Source organism: Exiguobacterium indicum HHS 31, assembly GCF_001939065.1.
GTDB lineage: Bacteria > Bacillota > Bacilli > Exiguobacteriales > Exiguobacteriaceae > Exiguobacterium_A > Exiguobacterium_A indicum.
Genome location: NZ_MPSZ01000001.1, coordinates 427,705 through 447,273, shown reverse-complemented (window position 1 = coordinate 447,273; position 19,569 = coordinate 427,705). Strand labels below are relative to the sequence as shown.

23 protein-coding genes are annotated in these 19,569 nt (G+C 46.8%); 9 read left to right on the top strand and 14 right to left on the bottom strand.

Annotated features, from left to right (window positions below):
* Positions 1-58: 58 nt before the first annotated feature.
* From N179_RS02270 to N179_RS02260, 3 genes are all read left to right on the top strand, one after another.
* Complete coding sequence (locus tag N179_RS02270) at positions 59-301, top strand: Spo0E family sporulation regulatory protein-aspartic acid phosphatase (protein ID WP_338083373.1); 243 nt, start codon at positions 59-61, stop codon at positions 299-301.
* A gap of 161 nt (positions 302-462) precedes the next feature.
* On the top strand, positions 463-795 hold the full coding sequence (locus N179_RS02265; protein ID WP_075642076.1) for a hypothetical protein: 333 nt from the start codon (positions 463-465) through the stop codon (positions 793-795).
* Between the two features lie 304 nt (positions 796-1,099).
* Positions 1,100-1,984, top strand: a complete 885-nt coding sequence (locus N179_RS02260; RefSeq protein WP_023467777.1) for an SH3 domain-containing protein — start codon at positions 1,100-1,102, stop codon at positions 1,982-1,984.
* Positions 1,985-2,040: 56 nt separating this feature from the next.
* Here N179_RS02260 and N179_RS02255 read toward each other — a convergent pair whose 3' ends face one another.
* From N179_RS02255 to yneA, 7 genes are all read right to left on the bottom strand, one after another.
* On the bottom strand, positions 2,041-3,804 hold the full coding sequence (locus tag N179_RS02255; protein ID WP_075642075.1) for an ABC transporter ATP-binding protein: 1,764 nt from the start codon (positions 3,802-3,804) through the stop codon (positions 2,041-2,043).
* Positions 3,801-5,552 carry an ABC transporter transmembrane domain-containing protein gene (locus N179_RS02250; RefSeq protein WP_075642074.1) on the bottom strand — a complete coding sequence of 584 codons (1,752 nt, stop codon included), beginning with the start codon at positions 5,550-5,552 and terminating at the stop codon, positions 3,801-3,803. Before N179_RS02250 ends, N179_RS02255 begins: the two co-directional genes overlap by 4 nt.
* 120 nt (positions 5,553-5,672) lie before the next feature.
* A complete protein-coding gene (locus N179_RS02245) occupies positions 5,673-5,903 on the bottom strand; it encodes a YneF family protein (RefSeq protein ID WP_012370001.1) in 231 nt (76 codons plus the stop codon).
* A gap of 123 nt (positions 5,904-6,026) precedes the next feature.
* Positions 6,027-8,015, bottom strand: a complete 1,989-nt coding sequence (gene tkt / locus N179_RS02240; RefSeq protein ID WP_075642073.1) for a transketolase — start codon at positions 8,013-8,015, stop codon at positions 6,027-6,029.
* 255 nt (positions 8,016-8,270) lie between these two features.
* On the bottom strand, positions 8,271-8,507 hold the full coding sequence (locus N179_RS02235; protein WP_023467773.1) for a DUF896 domain-containing protein: 237 nt from the start codon (positions 8,505-8,507) through the stop codon (positions 8,271-8,273).
* A 113-nt stretch (positions 8,508-8,620) separates the two neighbouring features.
* Complete coding sequence (locus N179_RS02230; RefSeq protein ID WP_029341251.1) at positions 8,621-9,274, bottom strand: YneB family resolvase-like protein; 654 nt, start codon at positions 9,272-9,274, stop codon at positions 8,621-8,623.
* Positions 9,275-9,319: 45 nt separating this feature from the next.
* Positions 9,320-9,607 carry a cell division suppressor protein YneA gene (gene yneA / locus N179_RS02225; protein WP_023467771.1) on the bottom strand — a complete coding sequence of 96 codons (288 nt, stop codon included), beginning with the start codon at positions 9,605-9,607 and terminating at the stop codon, positions 9,320-9,322.
* Positions 9,608-9,818: 211 nt separating this feature from the next.
* On the opposite strand from yneA, the gene lexA reads away from it, so the two are divergent.
* The 4 genes from lexA (at position 9,819) to glpK (ending at position 13,369) form a co-directional block, all read left to right on the top strand.
* Complete coding sequence (lexA, locus tag N179_RS02220; protein WP_075642072.1) at positions 9,819-10,433, top strand: transcriptional repressor LexA; 615 nt, start codon at positions 9,819-9,821, stop codon at positions 10,431-10,433.
* Between the two features lie 31 nt (positions 10,434-10,464).
* Entirely contained in the window at positions 10,465-10,935 is a 471-nt protein-coding gene (locus N179_RS02215; RefSeq protein ID WP_023467769.1) for a metal-binding protein, read from the top strand.
* A 186-nt stretch (positions 10,936-11,121) separates the two neighbouring features.
* Positions 11,122-11,823 (top strand): MIP/aquaporin family protein, encoded by a 702-nt coding sequence (locus N179_RS02210; RefSeq protein WP_023467768.1) that lies wholly within the window; start codon positions 11,122-11,124, stop codon positions 11,821-11,823.
* A 43-nt stretch (positions 11,824-11,866) separates the two neighbouring features.
* Complete coding sequence (gene glpK / locus N179_RS02205) at positions 11,867-13,369, top strand: glycerol kinase GlpK (protein WP_023467767.1); 1,503 nt, start codon at positions 11,867-11,869, stop codon at positions 13,367-13,369.
* A gap of 188 nt (positions 13,370-13,557) precedes the next feature.
* Here the strand turns inward: glpK and N179_RS02200 are convergent, their stop codons facing one another.
* The 4 genes from N179_RS02200 to dhaK form a co-directional block, all read right to left on the bottom strand.
* Positions 13,558-14,022 (bottom strand): GNAT family N-acetyltransferase, encoded by a 465-nt coding sequence (locus N179_RS02200; protein WP_052017176.1) that lies wholly within the window; start codon positions 14,020-14,022, stop codon positions 13,558-13,560.
* Positions 14,023-14,154: 132 nt separating this feature from the next.
* Positions 14,155-14,523: a dihydroxyacetone kinase phosphoryl donor subunit DhaM gene (dhaM, locus tag N179_RS02195; protein WP_023467765.1), complete on the bottom strand. Its 369-nt coding sequence runs from the start codon at positions 14,521-14,523 to the stop codon at positions 14,155-14,157.
* Complete coding sequence (gene dhaL, locus N179_RS02190) at positions 14,516-15,118, bottom strand: dihydroxyacetone kinase subunit DhaL (protein WP_029341247.1); 603 nt, start codon at positions 15,116-15,118, stop codon at positions 14,516-14,518. Before dhaL ends, dhaM begins: the two co-directional genes overlap by 8 nt.
* Positions 15,119-15,142: 24 nt before the next feature.
* On the bottom strand, positions 15,143-16,111 hold the full coding sequence (gene dhaK / locus N179_RS02185; RefSeq protein ID WP_023467763.1) for a dihydroxyacetone kinase subunit DhaK: 969 nt from the start codon (positions 16,109-16,111) through the stop codon (positions 15,143-15,145).
* Positions 16,112-16,266: 155 nt separating this feature from the next.
* On the opposite strand from dhaK, the gene N179_RS02180 reads away from it, so the two are divergent.
* Both N179_RS02180 and N179_RS02175 read left to right on the top strand, forming a co-directional pair.
* Positions 16,267-16,968, top strand: coding sequence for an AzlC family ABC transporter permease (locus N179_RS02180; protein WP_075642071.1), 702 nt, complete (start codon positions 16,267-16,269; stop codon positions 16,966-16,968).
* Positions 16,947-17,273 carry an AzlD domain-containing protein gene (locus N179_RS02175; RefSeq protein ID WP_075642070.1) on the top strand — a complete coding sequence of 109 codons (327 nt, stop codon included), beginning with the start codon at positions 16,947-16,949 and terminating at the stop codon, positions 17,271-17,273. The genes N179_RS02180 and N179_RS02175 overlap by 22 nt, the downstream gene beginning before the upstream one ends.
* 313 nt (positions 17,274-17,586) lie before the next feature.
* Here N179_RS02175 and N179_RS02170 read toward each other — a convergent pair whose 3' ends face one another.
* The 3 genes from N179_RS02170 to glnA form a co-directional block, all read right to left on the bottom strand.
* Complete coding sequence (locus N179_RS02170; protein WP_035398130.1) at positions 17,587-17,862, bottom strand: GNAT family N-acetyltransferase; 276 nt, start codon at positions 17,860-17,862, stop codon at positions 17,587-17,589.
* The gene (locus N179_RS02165; protein WP_035398132.1) at positions 17,837-18,073 is read right to left on the bottom strand and encodes a (4Fe-4S)-binding protein; all 237 of its coding nucleotides are present in this window, start codon (positions 18,071-18,073) and stop codon (positions 17,837-17,839) included. The genes N179_RS02170 and N179_RS02165 overlap by 26 nt, the downstream gene beginning before the upstream one ends.
* A gap of 116 nt (positions 18,074-18,189) precedes the next feature.
* Positions 18,190-19,536, bottom strand: coding sequence for a type I glutamate--ammonia ligase (gene glnA / locus N179_RS02160; RefSeq protein WP_023467759.1), 1,347 nt, complete (start codon positions 19,534-19,536; stop codon positions 18,190-18,192).
* Between the last annotated feature and the right edge of the window lie 33 nt (positions 19,537-19,569).

Here is a 19,569-nt window from a genome sequence, read left to right as displayed (position 1 = left end):
AAAATTACAAAAAAATTACATTTCATCGATTTTACTGAAATCTCATTGCACCTCGTAAATGGACTTGCTAGAATATGGATACGACACCAATGTAAGGGAGACTGCTATGACGACACAACAACTATTGACGTTAGCCATCGAAGCCAAACGTAGCGAACTATATCATCAAGCTGACCAGTCCAGCTTCACCTCCCCGCGTGTTCTACAACTTAGCCATGAACTTGATGTCCTGCTTTTAGAATATTCACGGACTGTCCAAAACTATACCATTCACGGTTCGAATGAACCGCTATTATCTTAAATGTACGGTCTGGTCAGCATTCGAGTGCGAATGCTGACTTTTTTATGGCTTCTTATTTCTGATGGGGTGCTTGACGTCCGCTCTTACATTCATTTCTAGCTCTCGTCCCCTTTATATACCTGACGATCTCCCTCAATTATACGTACATGAAGTCGAAGCGGTTGAAATACGTCTCATTGAAGCGAGGACAATTCACGATACCTTACTTGTCTACGATCGATGGTGCCGATCAGTGGGAGTTCATAATTTATCTACAACGTCATACGGAAGAAGGAGATGTCCTCGAGCTGCTCTATATCGAAAATCAAAATGACAGCATGCATGACCATCTACCGTCCACTCCGCTACTAGAGCCAATCGAAATCAATATTCGCCAGCGAACGTACCAAACGATTCACGGCACGTTTCAACTTTCCGCTAACGATTGGATGCAGGAATTGTATCATCGTTCTTACCTGACAGCGGTCGGCGTGACGACGATCGTCAAGTATTGATCTACGTATCATCCGTTTCACTTTTTCATCATCAGACGATAGAAGGATTCAACACTTTCTATCTTTAAGGCTTTTTTCTGTTGAATTGTGCGAATTTTTTATATTCAGTAAGCCAAAATACCTATAAACGTCCGTTTTTCATAATCAGTATGTCCTATCGATGACAAAAACCGTCCTTTTGCAATCTTGTTGTCACAAAAGCTCGGTTTGTAACTCGAATGACATTGACCTGTAAACGCACAGGTCAGATTTGCCGTGTAAAGTAGGAACAGTAAACACAGCATATGTCAGGAGGACATCAATAATGAAAAAAGCAGTTTTCGCTGCCGGTCTTGCAGCAACAGCTCTATCAGTAGGATTTGCCCAAGAGACAGAGGCTGCCTCAGAAACGGTAACAGTAAATACACCAGTACTCAACGTACGCACAGCACCTACAACTGCATCAGCAGACGTAGGCAATGTATATAAAGGTCAAACATTAAATGTCGAAGGACGTTCTGGCGCATGGATCAAAACAACAGTTAACGGTCAAAAACGTTATGTCCATGGTGCGTATACGTCTGCAGCAGGCTCATTCGACTTTAAAAAAGCGACAGTTACTACGGCAGTACTAAACGTCCGCACACAACCAACGACAAGCTCGAAAGATGTCGGTAACCTCTACAAAGGCGAAAAAGTCAACGTAGAAGGTAAAGTTGGTGCATGGATCAAAACAACAATCGATGGTAAAACGCGCTACGTACACAGCGACTATACTTCACTCGCTGGCGTATCGAAAGCACCAGCAGCAAAAGCACAACCTGCTGCGAAGCCAGCACCAAAAGCAGCAGCTAAACCAGCTACTGCAACAAAACAATCAACACCTGCAAAATCAGGTACGAAAGTGACGATGAACGTCAGTGCTTACACGAACGACCCATCTAACAACGGTAGCCAACTCTACAACGGTCGTGCGTTGACAGCAAGCGGTTATGACGTTACAAATACGATCACGTACAATGGTATGCGTATCGTAGCAGCTTCTTCACAATACCCAATCGGTACACGTATGCACATCGAAGGCATTGGTGAAGCAATCGTACTCGACCGTGGTGGCGCAATCCAAGGTAACAAACTTGACCTTCTCGTTGGTTCACAACAAGAAGCACTCAACTGGGGACGCCAAAACGTTACAGTTACAGTCTACTAATCAAAACAAACAACCTGCCGGGCGAGATCGCCTGGCAGGCTTTTTTTGTCTATTTTTTAAGAAACCGTGACATGACCGGATTGCAACTGATACATCTTCTTATACAGACCATCTTGTGCGATCAATTCTTGGTGATTTCCTTGCTCGATCACTTCCCCTTGATGCAATACAAGAATCAAATCTGCATCTTGAATTGTCGATAGACGGTGAGCAATAGCAATCGTCGTCCGCCCTTGACGCATCCGTTCAAGTGCGACTTGCACTTTCTCCTCTGTCTCCGTATCGATCGAACTCGTCGCTTCATCAAGGATCAGGATTTTCGGATCCCGCGCCATCGTGCGTGCGAAGGAGATTAACTGACGTTCCCCAGCTGAGAACGTCGCCCCTCGTTCCGCAACGGGACTGTCATATTGCTGATCCAGTTGATTGATGAATCCGTCCGCTTGTACGAATTTAGCAGCTGCTTCGACACGATCAAAGGAAATCGAACTATCGAATAATCGAATGTTGTCCGCGACCGTTCCCGTGAACAAGAATGAATCCTGCAACACGAGTCCGACATGCTGTCGTAGTTCTTCTTCTGATAACTGCTCAAGCGGTTGACCATCGATCAAAATCCGACCCGATTGGTATGCGTAAAAGCGCATCAAGATATTGATGATTGAACTTTTTCCACTTCCCGTATGACCAACGAGGGCAATCGTCTGTCCTTTTTTCGCCTCGAACGAAATTCCTTTCAAGACATCTTTCTCTCCGTCATAACTAAAGCGCACGTCTTCAAAGACGATATGTCCTTCCGATACTCGTGCATCTCCTTCGAGTTGTTTCGTTGGTTCCGGCTCATCCGTATCGAGGACCTTGAACACACGGTCTGCTGAGACGACAGCTTGTTGGAACTCGGACAACCGTTGCATGATTTGCTGAACCGGTTGGAAAATCCGCTCCATGTAGCTGATGAAGGCATAGACGACACCGACTTGGACCGTTTGCGAGAACGATAGGACACCGTAATATGTTACGAGTGTTGCGATCGAAACCGCCAGTAACAATTCAATGATTGGTCGCAGTAACCAACTATCGAGCTTCAAGTTCTTATAACGTCCATTTTGGTGGGCGACGTTCGTCTCCTCGAACTCTGCCATTAAGCGTTTTTCTTGGCGGAATTGTTGGATGATTGCCATCCCGTTGATCGATTCGTTCAGTTGGGCATTGATTTTCGATAGTAAATCGCGGACTTCCGCGTAATACTTCGTCGAATACTTCCGGTAAATCCAAATGATGAAATAAAACAGCGGTAACAATAGTAACGCAATCGTCGCGAGTCGCGGCTCTAGCAGATAGAGGAAGATATATGTTCCAATCAACTGAACGCCGCTTTGCACGAATGTCGACAGGACACCGATGTAGAGCTCCTTGATCGCTTCCGTATCGTTCGTGATCCGGGACACGAGCACTCCAGCAGGCGTCCGGTCAAAATAGGCAAGCCGTAAGTGCATGACGTGCCGGAACACATCAATCCGTAAGCGTTGAATGACTTGCAAGGCAATCTTTTGGAATTCGAACGCCTGTAAGTAATCGACGATGATCCCTGTCGTATGCAGTAACAAGTACGCTGTAAACAAGAGCGCGACTTCTTGTACCGGATACGTACCCGGTGCGACGTATTCATCAATGAAAATCTTAACGAGATACGGTCCGCCGAGTTTTGCCGCTGTCGTAATGAACAGCAGGATGAAGGCGATGCTGACCTGCTTTTTGAACGGTTTGACGAAATCAAGCAATCGCTTCAGGACGGCTTTTTCATTGATATCATGATTCATTCGGAACGCCCTCCTTGTTCGACGAGTGATTCTAGTTGCTGGCGATCGTACGTCTCTTTATACCAACCGTCATGAGCGAGTAACTGCTCATGTGTGCCTCGCTCGATGATCCGACCGTCTTCAAGGACGATGATCTCATCGGTATGTGACACAGCCGACAGGCGATGAGCAACGATGATTTGTGCCTGATCGTGATCCGCCGTGCGGAAGTGGTGGATGATCGCTTCCTCAGTTTTGGCATCAACCGCAGATAAGGCATCATCGAGCACTAAAATCGGACAGTCTGCTAGTAATGCCCGGGCAATCGAGATCCGTTGTTTTTGACCGCCGGATAACGTCACCCCACGCTCCCCGACCATCGTCGCGTACCCTTCCTTAAACCCAAGAATATCATCATGAACCGCTGCGATCCGCGCTGCTTCCATGATGTCTTCCATTGATGCATCCGGTTTTGCAAAGGCAATATTATCAGCAATCGACGCGGAGAATAAGAAATGATCCTGTGGAACGATCGCCACTTGACGACGGACGGTGTCACGCGTCAATTGTTTGATGTCTCGTCCACCAATCGTGATGGCGCCTTGTTTGACGTCGTATTCGCGAGACAATAAGCGAACGAACGTCGATTTCCCAGCACCTGTCTTTCCGACGATCCCGAGCGATTTACCGGGCTTCAACGTCACATCGATGTCTTGTAAGACCGGTTGCGTATCATAGATGAAACGCTCAATCCCAACGTGGAGTTCAGGTGAGGAAACACTTGTTGCTGCTTCCTTCGCATCTTTAATTTCCGGTTCGATCGCAAGCATTCGCTCGATCCGATCGTAGGAAGCACGACCACGTTCGACAATGTTGAACAACCAACCGAAGGCAAGCATTGGCCATGTCAATAAACCAAGATATGTAGTGAATGAGACGATGTCACCAATTCGGATTTCACCTTGTTGTAACAGGTATGCACCATATCCGACAGCGATGATGTACGATAGACCGACTAATCCAAAAATCGTCGGATCAAATAAAGCATCGATTTTTGCGACACGACGGTTCTTTTGGACGACGTCATTCGATAGATCCGTAAACGTCTGCACGTCAGATTCCACTTCCCCTGTTGCTTTTAAGACGCGGACACCACTAATACTTTCCGCGACCTTATCATTCAAATCGGAGAATGCTTCCTGCGCGTTATGAAAACGCGAATGCAGCATTTTCCCGTAGCGTGACGTCAAGTAGACCATCAGCGGCATCGGTAGAAGTGATACGAGCGTCAATTTCCAACTGATCGTCGTGACCATCGTGATGATGACGAAGCTCCCCATCGTCACCGAGTCGACGAGCGTGAGAATACCGGCACCTGCTGTCATCGATACCGCCTGTACGTCGTTCGTCGCATGCGCCATCAAGTCCCCGCTCCGATATTTCTTATAGAACGATTGATCCAAATCTGAAAAATGTCCATACAGTTGGCTGCGCAATAATCGACCGAGACGAATCGATGCCCCAAAGATATAAAAGCGCCAAAAATAACGAATGATATATGTCGCGACCCCGATGAGCAACAACGTACCTGCGAGACGAATCAAATCATCTTTCGTTAAGCTTCCCTCACTCAGACCGTTGACCGTCGTCCCGATGATTTTTGGCGGAATCAACTCTAACGCCGCTACAAAAATCAAACTGACGACCCCAAGACTATATGCTTTCCATTCTCGTCGGAAAAACCAACCGAGTTTCCTGAAGACTCCCATTCAAGTCTCCCCCCTTTTTTAAATCCTATGATTATTTGAAATAGTCTCACATTTTAGATTAGTTCTCTTTCTAAAAAATAGCAAATAAAAAGGAGACCATTCGGTCCCCTTTCGTACAGCTTATTTTTTAGGTGATTTCATTGAACCACTCATTGAACGCATCACTTGGTTGACTTTCTTTTGTGATGGCTTTTGACCCATTTGCATCATCAATGTCTTAATCATATCTTCGTTGATTGGTGGGTTTTGCTCCAAGTAGTTCATCATGTATCGACGAGCGATATAGAAACCAAGGGCGACACCTGCTACCAAGCAAAGAAGGGCAATTAAAATCCAAATCCATGTAGCCAAGTTGCTTCCTCCTCTAACTTAAAACGTCGCTTTTTACTATACTATAATTCCAATTGTTTGCATAGATGATAATAGATGAAAAACGAGCCCGACGTAAGATCGGACCCGTTTTTCCGGAAAAGATTATCCGAGTTGTTTGACTGTCGCTAAAACGTTCTCAACAGACATGCCGTATTCTTTCAAGAGGAAGTCTCCAGGCGCAGATGCGCCGAAACGATCGATTCCAATGACTTGTCCTTCTGTTCCTACATATTTGTACCAACCGAGCGAAGCGCCTGCTTCGATCGCAACACGTTTCGTGATGTGTTTTGGAAGAACTGATTCTTTATACTCTGCTGACTGCGCTTCGAATACTTCCCATGATGGAAGCGAAACGACAGCTGCTGATTCACCAAGTTCTTTTTGTGCTTCGACAAGAAGGTGAACTTCTGAACCCGTACCGATCAAGAGCGTATCAGCTTTCGTGACGTCACCAGCGATGACATAACCACCTTTTTCAGCACCCTCTGTCGTCGTGCCTTCAAGTTCAGGAAGACCCTGACGTGTCAAGACGAGAAGTGTCGGTTTGTCTTTCGCTTGAACCGCTGTTTTCCATGCTGCGATCGTCTCTTTTCCGTCTGCTGGACGGTAGATCGTGACGTTCGGCATTGCACGGAAGCTCATCAAGTGCTCGACTGGCTCGTGTGTTGGACCATCTTCCCCGACAGCGATCGAGTCGTGCGTCAAGACGAAGATTGATGGAAGCCCCATTAATGCTGCTAAACGAACAGCTGGACGGAGGTAATCCGAGAAGACGAAGAATGTCGCACCGTAAGGAATGACGCCGCCGTGAAGTGCCATACCGTTGACAGCCGCAGCCATTGCGAATTCACGTACACCGAACCAGATGTTACGACCGCTTGGGTCGATATCGAAGTCTGCTTCGCCTTTGAGCATCGTGTTGTTCGATCCTGCAAGGTCAGCTGAACCACCGAACAATGTCGGAACGTTCTTCGCAAGACCGTTCAAGACTTCACCACTCGTTTGACGTGTCGCTTTTTTCGATGACAAGTCGTACGTCGGAAGATCTGCTTCCCAGTTGCTTGGCAATTCGTTTGCGATCGCGCGAACGAGTTCCGCATGCAATTCTGGATGAGCTGCTTCGTATTGTTTCATCGTTTCGTTCCATGCGTCTTCCGCAGAAGCACCACGTTGGACGATCCGCTCGTCGAACAATGATTTGACTTCTTCAGGGACGTAGAACTCTTCGTGATCCCAAATGTAGCTAGCTTTCGTCAATTTGATTTCCGCTTCACCGAGTGGTGCACCGTGAGAAGCCGACTTCCCTGATTTGTTCGGTGAACCGAAACCGATGACTGTCTTGACTTCGATCAATGTTGGTTTTGTCGTCTCTGCTTGTGCCGCCGCGATTGCTTTCGAAATCGAATCGATATCCGTTCCGTCTTCTACGCGAATGACTTGCCAGTTGTACGCTTCGAAGCGCTTCTGGACGTTTTCAGAGAATGATTTATCGAGATCGCCATCAAGTGAGATATCGTTTGAATCATACAATACGACCAATTTACCAAGACCAAGGTGACCTGCGAGTGAAGCCGCTTCAGCTGAGACACCTTCCATTAAGTCTCCATCTCCACAAATTCCGTATGTGAAGTGATCGACGACGTTGAGATCGTCACGGTTGTATTTTGCTTCAAGATGACGTTCTGCCATCGCCATACCAACTGCCATTGCAATCCCTTGACCAAGTGGACCTGTCGTCGCATCTACACCAGCCGTGTGACGGTATTCCGGGTGACCTGGTGTTTTTGATCCCCATTGACGGAATGATTTAAGATCATCCATTGATAGATCATATCCCGATAGGTGGAGGAGTGAGTAGAGAAGCATCGAACCGTGTCCGGCTGAAAGTACAAAACGGTCGCGGTTGAACCATTCTGGATTTTTAGGGTTGTGGTTCATATGATCCGCCCAAAGCGAGAATGCCATCGGCGCTGCTCCCATTGGCATACCTGGGTGACCCGAGTTCGCCTTTTGTACGGCATCAATCGATAAGGTACGAATCGTATTAATTGCTAATTGTTCTACTGTCGTCATGTTCGTCAAAACAATCATCCTCTCTCTTTTTCACAAATTCCTACTCATTTTAGCACACTCTTAAATGTGATACAACTTTTCTAAATAGTATGTCACATTAAAATGAATGCGCTATCTATAGCCGTTCTATCGACTCATACAGGATGCATGAATTGATGAAAGATCGTTATTAAGATGTATTGCTATCGTGCAATGTTTCCTCATCTAACAGCGCTAAACAAAAAAGAGGTCCGCTTAACGCGAACCTCTTTCTTCTATAGAAGAAACAAACGATTATTGTTTATTCCGTTCTTCTTCTTGTGCTTGTTTTAATTTCTCTGGTGTTACGTCCGTACCTTCTTCATCAACAATCTTCATGCCCATGAGTTGGTTTTTGAACGATCCACGGAATGCTGCGAGATACGCTGCACGTAACTCTTTTTGCTCTGCCGCTTCTGCTTCTGATAACGGCTCGACTTTTGATTTATTCGCTAATGCGTTGATTCGATCTAATTGTTCTTGTGATAACATGGAATCCCTCTTTCTGTACGACTCAAACTTGAGTAGTTCAATTGTATTCTTACTGTAAAAGAGCTTACTAAAAAAAGCAAGTTAACCGCGTCAGTCGACGGGTTACTTGCTTCTCATTCCGGGCTAGGCGTCAATTCGCGGTATTCAAGGTATCGACGATTGACCGTTGCCTTTGAAATATCATGTCCCATCCCGCGAAGCGTAATGGCGATATCTGAAAACGTCAGTCCGAGTTCACGGAGACGTACGATTTCTTCGATCGGTACGTCCTTTCGGCTACGCCCGGCGTTCTCTCCTTGGCGATTCAGATTTCGTTCCGGGCGAAAGCCTTGTTCGACCGCGCGCCGCATGCCGCGCGCGATTTTTGCATTATGCAGTTTACGTTGATATTCTTCCACGAGTGAGACGATCTCAAGGACCATCGCTTCTGCATCAGCAAGTTGGTATTCTCCATCGGAATCAAGTGTCATCAACCGAACACCGTGCTTCTTAAACGTGTGCAAAATAGCGATTTTCGCATTCCCTCGACCAATCCGTGTGTCATCCGTTACGAGGACCGCATCTACCGCATCACGTGTCACATGATCAAGAACCGTCAGCATCCCTTCCCGATCGACGTCATATCCACTCTCTTTTTCAGAGACGACATCCACGACATCAAAACCCTTTTGAGACGCGACCTTCGAAAGTTCCATCCGTTGGCGTTCAATCGAACTATCTTGTGCTTCTTTTTCGGTCGACACCCGACAATAAATCACGACCTTCATCGTACCTCACATCCCTGTTCGTTCTTTCACAACTTTTCCATTTTGTCATTGTTGTGCGATTGGTACAACGATTTTGCTTTTTGAGATGACGTGTTTTGTCTCGACATCATTATTTTTAATCAACCAGTTGACGTATTCTTCATCTGACATCGAACCGTCATTGTAGACTTCAGCGATTTGTTCAACTGTAGCATTCTCATCGACCGTAACGGAAGCAGTCATTAGTTGCGCCACTTTTTCATCCGGGCGCGGTGTGAGTAAAAAGATCACGAAGGCAATACTTAATGCATAGAAGAGAATTGAAAAAGCATGAGTACGAATCGTATGAATCATCATGAATCCCTCCAAATATGAAATGAATGAGTTAGAATAAATGTTCGCGGAACAATTGTTCGCATAACTCATAATAAACACAGAACCCGTGTTCGGTCAACACAAAATGTCGAACAATTGTTTGTACGCTCATTTGTTCTATGTTATAGTGAATCTAGAAACATATATTCTTACATTTCAAACTTCAATCCAGAAAGAGGTGGCAATTCGTATGCGGAAAATGTCTAAGCGCCAACAAGAGATTCTCGACTACATCGTCTCTGAAGTGAAACTGAAGGGGTATCCACCATCAGTTCGTGAAATCGGAGAAGCAGTCGGACTCGCGTCTAGCTCGACGGTACACGGTCATTTGGATCGACTCGAGAAACGGGGAATGATTCGCCGTGACCCGACGAAACCACGTGCGATTGAGATATTGCTTGATAAGCCTGAAGAAATCACGGAAGCCATCGTCCATGTTCCCGTCATCGGGAAAGTCACAGCAGGTCTTCCGATTACAGCGATTGAAAACATCGAAGAACAGTTCCCACTCCCTGCACATTATGTAGGGAACGAGACGGTCTTCATGTTGACGATCGATGGTGAATCGATGATTAACGCAGGTATTCTTGACGGCGATCGTGTCATCGTGCGCCAACAAAACACAGCAGAAAACGGAGAAATCGTCGTAGCTATGACCGAAGATAGCGAAGCGACGGTGAAACGGTTCTTCTTAGAAGATCAACAGGTACGTCTACAACCAGAAAATGACTCGATGAATCCGATGTATTTCGATAATGTCTCCATTCTTGGTAAGGTAATCGGCGTGTATCGGACGATTCATTGACGGAGGGACCAGTTACGACTGGTCTTTTTTCATGCCATCAGGAAATGTACATGATACCGTCAATACCGTCGCACTGACGGGTTACGTTGCGTATTCGGTCGCAACGCAACAAACCGATTGGTTACCGACTGCCATCGGTATCGCTGTCGGTACCCTTTGGTTGTCACCCGACCTCGATTTAAAGTCAGAACCGTATTATCGCTTTGGACCATTTCGAGTTCTTTGGATGCCGTATGTCAAGATCATGCCTCACCGATCGATCTGGTCGCATGGACTGATCATCGGAGACATCATTCGGCTTCTTTATAGTGCTGCGATTCTGATTCCCCTACTATTTATAAGTCTATATTTTCAGGTTCTTGATTCTGCTACGATTGATTCGTGGTTTGCTTCCTTGCCTGCATTCATCGTTGGCATCATGGTGGCGAGTACGATTCATATCCTACTAGATTATTCCAGCAGTTGGTTTCGACCTAAAAAAAGAAAAAAACGTCGTCGGTAACACCTCTTTTGCTTGCTTGCAGGCAGGAAGAGGTGTTTTCTTATCCACTTTTTCGTATCTTTAAACATCAAAATAAAAAATTTCCATTCCTATATTTCAATTATATGTATTGAAAACGTTCTCAAATCGGAGTAATTTAAAGTAGAAAGGCCATTATCTGCTTTAATCCAAAGGGAGGGTTTTTGCATGAATAACTTTGTACTAGAAATGATCGGTACGATGATCCTCATCCTGCTCGGGGATGGAGTCGTCGCCGGTGTCGTCTTGAAAAAGACGAAATCGGAAAACAGCGGATGGATCGTCATCACGTTCGCTTGGGGTCTTGCCGTCATGACAGCAGCATTCGTCGCTGCTGAAAGCGGAGCACACTTGAACCCCGCATTGACGATTGCACTTGCTTTGAACTCTGACCTACCGTGGGCAGACGTTCCGATCTACATTGCCGGACAACTTGTCGGAGCTTTCATCGGCGCCATTCTCGTTTGGCTTCATTACATGAAACATTTTGAAGCGACTGATGATCAAGCCGCAAAACTCGGTGTGTTCGCAACAGGTCCAGCGATTCGTCATACGCCGTCGAACTTGATTTCTGAGATCATCGGGACATTCGTTCTCGTCTTCGGTATCTTGGCACTTGGTTTAACGACGTTCGGAGACGGCTTAAAACCACTCATCGTCGGTTTACTCGTCGTCGTCATCGGTCTATCGCTCGGTGGTACAACAGGGTATGCCATCAACCCGGCTCGTGACCTTGGACCGCGTATCGCGCACGCTATCCTACCGATTCCGAATAAAGGTTCATCTGACTGGGGCTATTCATGGATTCCTGTCGTTGGTCCAATCATCGGTGGAGCGATTGCCGTGTTCATCTATCAATTGATCTACTAAGATCACGTCTCACTAACACATACCGCTCAAGGGGGATTTCGAAATGGAAAACAAGTATATCCTAGCACTCGACCAAGGTACGACAAGCTCACGTGCGATCATCTTCGATCACGATGGGAAAATCGTCAACTCGGCACAACGGGAATTCAAGCAATACTTCCCACAACCAGGCTGGGTCGAGCATGATGCAAACGAAATCTGGGGTTCGATTCTTGCCGTCATGGCCGAAGCACTCGGAACAGCAGATATCAAACCTGAGCAAATCGCCGGAATCGGCATTACGAACCAACGCGAAACGACGGTCGTCTGGAACAAAGAAACAGGTAAACCGGTCTATCACGCACTCGTTTGGCAATCGCGTCAAACGTCTGGTATCTGTGACGATTTAAAAGAACAAGGTTTGAACCAGAAGTTCCGCGATAAAACAGGACTTCTGATTGATGCCTACTTCTCTGGAACGAAAGTCAAATGGATCCTCGATAATGTCGAAGGTGCGCGTGAGCAAGCAGAGAACGGTGAATTGCTCTTCGGTACGATCGATACGTGGCTCGTTTGGAAACTGTCTGGGGGAAAAACGCACATCACGGACTACACGAACGCTTCACGAACATTGATGTATAACATCTACGAACAAAAATGGGATGAAGAGTTACTCGATATCCTCGGTGTTCCTGCTTCGATGTTGCCAGAGGTTCGTCAGTCGAGTGAAGTCTACGACAAAACGGTACCGTATCACTTCTTCGGTTACGAAGTGCCAATCGCTGGTATTGCGGGTGACCAACAAGCAGCACTCTTCGGTCAAACGTGCTTCGAAGCAGGTGAAGGGAAAAACACATACGGAACAGGTTGCTTCATGCTCATGAACACAGGTGAGAAAGCTGTTTCTTCTGATCATGGACTCTTGACGACGATCGCTTGGGGCGTCGATGGAAAAGTGGAATATGCGCTGGAAGGTTCGATTTTCGTCGCCGGTTCTGCGATCCAGTGGCTCCGTGATGGACTCCGGATGCTGAAAAATGCGAAAGATTCAGAAGGTTACGCAACGAAAGTTGACTCAACAGACGGTGTTTATGTCGTTCCTGCCTTCGTTGGTCTCGGTGCGCCGTACTGGGATTCAGATGTTCGTGGCGCAATCTTCGGGTTAACACGCGGAACAGATAAAGAGCATTTCGTTCGGGCAACGCTTGAATCACTCGCTTACCAAACACGCGACGTGTTAACAGCGATGGAACAAGATTCTGGGATCGAACTGAAGACACTCCGTGTCGACGGTGGTGCTGTAGCCAACAACTTCTTGATGCAGTTCCAATCGGACATTCTCGGCGTTCCTGTCGATCGTCCGCAAATTAACGAAACGACAGCACTCGGTGCAGCTTACCTTGCTGGATTAGCTGTTGGTTACTGGAAAGATAAAGCGGAAATCAAACAACAATGGAAGCTGGATCACCAGTTCAAACCAGAGATGAAAGAAGACGATCGTGAGCAACGCTATGCTGGATGGCAAAAAGCGGTGGAAGCGACAATGGTCTTCAAACCATCAAAATAAAACAATTGACCCGGTCCCTTTTGCAGAGGGACCGGGTTTTCACTGTCTTATAGAAACTACAATATAATCATTCTTCTAACACCAGACTCAGACTAGAATGTACCACCGCAGCACATACATCATAATTCTTTGTGCTACTCATTCGCATAGAAGAGGTCCCACGTATTCCCCTCAACATATAATGTGGATCACTCATTTTTCTCTAGCATGATCATGTCGATTGCCTGTATTCCGTTCTCCCAGATTTCCTCTGGATACGACCGAAAAAAATCTTTTTTTATGTCGTATAGCCGGAAACCAAGCTTTTGGTAGAAAGCTAAATTATCAATACTCGAATTAGCCGTTCCTACGATGAAATGATGATACTCTTGTTCCTTATATTGTTCGAGCGTTAATGAGATGATCCTCTTTCCTAACCCTTGACCCTGGTGTTCTTTTTTGATGGCAACGTTTTTTATCTCCATTGTATCTTGATTAATTTTGGTCATAACAATAACACCTACTACATGCCCAGATGAATCTTCGAGATAATACAGGTCACCGTTAGGTAAGTATTCATAAATCTTATCGATGGATTCATCAGCCAGTAATAATAAGTGGATGAATGTCTGCTTTTTGATTTCAGTGTCTGCTTTCCTTAACGTATAACTCAAGAACTCACCTCATGGTTTACATTCTTTTACTGTCCTATTTATGTACATGCATTATGATTACAATTTTCATACCACCATTTCATTCAGATATGAAAGAATCCCCATTGCATTGAAGCAAGGGGGATTTGATCCTTATTTGCTAAACTCTTTTTTCAATCCGTCTTCAATCTCATCAACGGATTTCGACTGACCACTTAAGACTGCCGCTAAAAACGCACCTTCGACGAGTGGTGCGTCGATAAACCGAACCGTCCGTTCGCCACTATATAGTTCAAGGGCCAGTTCCGTGTTCATCGTCGCAGAACCGATATCCGTTAAAACGACTCCATCATCGTCCAGTGTATTTAGTGTTTCTTCGATTCGCGTCGCGTCCGTTCCAATGCTACCGTCCTCAAGACCTGCTGCTATTAAGACTGGCGTATCCGGTGCCATCTCTGCCAACAGTTCCTTTAGTCCAGTCGCAAGCTTTTCACTATGGGAAACGAGTACAAGATTAACCATGAAGCACCTCCGCGATTTCGCCAAGTAACAACGCACTTGATAGACTACCTGGGTCCTGGACGCCTTCCGTCGCTTCACCGAAATAAGACGCACGCCCTTTCGTTGCGATACGCGCTTTCGTATCAGCAAGCGCTTGATCGATTGCCGCTTTCAAATCCCCTTCTTGCGAGAGCGCCTCTTGGAACGGTGTCCAAATATCGACCATCGTTTTTTGACCGAATTCCGATTTCCCACGCGATTTGATGCCTTCCGTCGCTTCATGGAAAGCATCCGCGAGTTCTGCACCTTCGACTTCTGTTTTCCCTTTGAACGCACCAGCGAACTTAACGAATGCCGTGCCGTACAAAGGACCGGATGCTCCACCGACCGTCTTGATCAGCGTCATCCCGACCTCTTTCGATAAAGCTCCTAAGTCCTCATACTCGCCGTGTTCTTCTAACGTCTTTTGGACTGCTTGGAAGCCACGTGACATATTGATCCCGTGGTCCCCGTCACCGATTTCCCGGTCAAGGTCCGTCAATTCATCCTTGTGCTGTTCAATCTGTTCCGCTGCTTTGATGAGCGCGCTTCGTAACTGTTCCGTCGTCAACTTCATCTTTGTACACCCCGTTTATCTGAATTAGAATCCAATCGCTTTCGTTTCTGCATCGAGATAACCAAGCAGTTCATCATCCACTGGTAAGAGCGTGATTGAGAATCCGTGCATCTCGAGCGACGTCATATAGTTTCCAACGAACGAACGGGCAATCTCGTACCCATGCGCCTGAAGTTCTTCCGCGACGTATTTATACGTGATATACAGTTCGGATTCTGGTGTTCCACCCATCCCATTCACCATGACGGCGACTTTTTTGTCTGGTACCTCTTTCGTCAGACGATCGAGCAACTCTTTAACGATCGCATCCACGGAAGCGACCGCTTTTCGTTCAAGTCCTTTTTCACCATGGATCCCGATTCCGATCTCCATCTCGTCATCATGCAACTCAAAGCCTGGTTTGCCACTCTCTGGCATGTAACATGGTGAGAGTGCCATTCCGATCGAACGAACGCCCTGGATGACTTTTTCCGCAACTGCTTTGACTTCACTCAGTGATTTCCCTTCTGCAGCTGCAGCTCCGGCAATCTTATGGACGAAGACCGTTCCCGCGACACCACGACGATCCTCTTCCTTTTTGATCGCGATGTCATCATTGACAACGACCGTGTCGACTTCGATGTCCTCGAGTTCAGCAAGTTCCTTCGCCATATCGAAGTTCATGACATCACCGGAGTAGTTCTTGACGACAAGGAGGACACCTTTTCCACCATGGGCTGCCTTGATACCTTCGAGCACCATATCCGGTGTCGGTGACGTGAAGACTTCCCCGCAAACAGCCGCAGCAAGCATACCGTCACCCACGAATCCAGCGTGCGCTGGTTCATGACCACTTCCTCCACCAGAAACGAGTCCGACTTTTCCATCAAGCGGTACTTTCCGCGCGACGACATTGACCCCTTCGACCTTTTTATACAAATCAGGGTGAGCTAGTACGAGTCCGTCGACCATGTCTGAAACGAACCGGTTTGAATCTTTCATTAATTTGTGCATGAAAAACGCTCCTTTACCTAACTGATTTTTGCCGTACCACTTAGTCTTTACCACCAAATCAAGTCGAATATGTCGAAAAAAATGATGAAAATATTGACCAGTTGGTGACGACATTCCGCATGAATGCTATGCTCTTAAAAAAGAGGAGGAATCGAATGTCATCAGCCTTTCAAGCAGGTGTCCGTGCCTGTCTACCCACTGTCCTCGGATATATCGGCATCGGTTTTTCAGCTGGGATCGTCGGTCGTGCCTCCGGCTTATCCCCTCTTGAAGTCGGATTCATGTCCGTCTTCATCTATGCCGGTGCCGCTCAGTTCATCATCACGAGTCTCTTACTATTAAATAGTCCTGCTTCTGCCATCATTCTGACGACGTTCATCGTCAATCTCAGGCACTTGTTAATGAGTCTGACGCTTGCGCCACATGTTGAGACACGGCATCTTCGCGACCGTCTCGGTACCGGAACGCTACTGACGGATGAGTCGTTCGCTGTCGCGATGAACACTGCCCAAAAAGAGAAGCTCTCCCCGTCCTTCATGCATGGCTTGAATCTGACTGCTTACTTCAGTTGGATCGTCGCAACCGTTCTCGGCGCTCTTGTCGGCAGCTGGTTCCCTGATCCCGAGCGCTTCGGTCTCGATTTTGCCCTGACAGCGATGTTCATCGGCTTATTATACTTACAGTTTGAAGGGGAACGTTCCCGTATTGCCTTGAATAGCTGCCTGTTATTGATTGTCTTACTTTTGCTTTACATAACCATGCGCTACTTTTCTCCAGAAGTCGCCGTTCTTTGCGCGACGCTCGGTGGTGCAAGTATAGGAGTCGTGATCACACGATGGAAATCCGCCCGGAATTAATTGCTCTTTTTTTAGCTTGTGGACTCGTCACTTGGATTCCACGCGTCTTACCGTTTCTCGTCCTTCACGGGCTAACGTTACCGCGTCTCGTAACAGAATGGCTCTCGTTCATTCCGGTCTGCCTGCTCGGTGCCCTTTTCTTTCAAAATCTTCTCATCGCTCAAGATGAGGCGTTTCCGACGGTTTCGATGCTTCATGTCTTCGCCGCCCTCCCGACCATGGCGGTCGCGATTTTCAGTAAAAGTTTATCCTGGACGGTCGTGACTGGTGTTATCACGATGGCGTTTCTACGATTGTATCTATAAGCAAGTCATTCATCTTTAGCCTATTTCGATGCATCTCTTGTGTTATCCTTATAAATAGAAATAAATGGATAGTGAAGGAGGTCCTGATATGCCAAATAAGCAGTTCATACCCTATTTGATATTGCTGTGCGTCATTTTTATAATCGCGAGTCAAATGGATCTACCTTATCTGCTAAAACAAGGATTGATTGTGTTGTACGTCATCGCCTATTTCGGCACGCTGATGGTTTCTCGCAAAATGAAAGTTAGGGATCATAAACAATGACCCGAAAAATCTCCTCTGGTCTTAAGAGACTAGAGGAGATTTTTGTGTTCACGTATTTGCTTGTACGTCCTGATAATCCGATTGATGTTCAAACTCTTTTTTCGCAAACGGACATAACGGTAACAGTTTGACGTTTGCTTCTCGGGCCCAGTTGACGATCTCGGCAACGAGTTGTTCTCCGATCTGTTGATTGCGGTGCGCAGGATCGACATACGTATGATCGATGATCCACATGCCGTTGTTCGTATCGCTGTACGTGATTTCCCCAATCACTTCACCTTCCTGATGGGCTTCGATTTTACGTTCCGCTCGTTTCAGCTCCATTTGCTTCCCTCCGTTCGTAAGATAAGGCGCCGCTCGGACAACCGTCGACGACCCGCATGACATCGTCCACTGGTGCCCCATCCGCTTCAATCCACGGACGCCGCTTGACATCAAAGACAGTTGGTAGACTTTGTACACAATGACCAGAGTGAATGCAGACTTCCGAATCAAAATAGACCGTGATTTCTTTGCCTTCATATCCTTTTTTCATGATGTATCGTCTCCCTTTCTTTGTACTCTTGTATCTTTCCACATCCTTGACTCAATCCCTGTCGGCGCTATGAAAAAAGCACTTCCGGACAGAAGTCCGAAAGTGCTTGAGTTGGATTAGAACAAGACCATGTACTGATCGCGTTCCCATTCCGTGACTTGCGTCCGGAACATATCCCATTCGATTTCTTTCAATTCAACGAAGTGCTCTGCGATGTGATCGCCGAGAGCGTGCATGACGACGTCATCCGCTTTCAAGACTTCGAGTGCGTGGCTGAGTGTTGATGGAAGATCATCAATTCCGTTTGCAACGCGTTCCGGTTTGTCCATGACGTAGATGTTGCGGTCGATTGGAGCCGGTGCTTTCAAGTTGTTCTTGATTCCATCAAGACCTGAAGCGAGCAATGTCGCAAGCGCAAGGTACGGGTTCGCTGCTGGGTCGACTGAACGAACTTCGATACGAGTCGAGAGTCCACGTGCTGCAGGAACACGGACGAGTGGTGAACGGTTACGTGCTGACCATGCGACGTAGCAAGGTGCTTCGTAGCCAGGAACAAGACGTTTGTATGAGTTGACTGTCGGGTTACAAACCGCTGTGAACGCACGAGCGTGTTTGAGGATACCTGCCGTGAAGGCACGTGCATCATCCGACAATTGCATGTCTTCGTTGCCTTCATCGAAGAAGACGTTCTCGTTGCCTTTGAAGAGCGACATGTTCGCGTGCATGCCTGATCCGTTGACACCGAAGAGTGGTTTTGGCATGAATGTCGCGTGCAAGTTGTGCTTCGCAGCAATCGTCTTGACGACGAGTTTGAACGTTTGGATGTTATCCGCTGTCGTGATCGCATCCGCATATTTGAAGTCGATTTCGTGCTGACCTGGAGCGACTTCGTGGTGTGATGCTTCGATTTCAAAGCCCATGTTCTCGAGCTCGATGACGATCTCTTTACGGCAGTTTTCACCGAGGTCGACTGGTGCGAGGTCGAAGTATCCACCTTGGTCGTTCAATTCAAGTGTCGGACGACCTTTTTCATCTTTCTTGAAGAGGAAGAATTCTGGCTCTGGTCCAACGTTGAATGATGAGAAACCGAGCTCTTCCATCTCTTTAAGTACCCGTTTGAGCTGACCACGTGGGTCTCCTGCGAACGGCGTGCCATCCGGATTGTGGATGTCACAGATTAAACGTGCAACTTTCCCTGTTCCATCTTCTGTCCATGGGAAGACGACCCATGTGTTCAAGTCTGGGAAGAGATACATATCTGATTCTTCGATCCGGACGAATCCTTCGATCGATGAACCATCGAACATCATTTTGTTATCAAGTGCTTTTTCCAATTGGCTTACTGGAATCTCAACGTTCTTGATCGTTCCGAGGATATCTGTGAACTGTAAGCGAATGAAGCGTACATCCTCAGCTTTAGCGATTTTCAAAATGTCTTCTCGTGTAATGTTGCGACGTGTCATGTGACAAATCCCCTCTCCGATTCGTTTTTATAT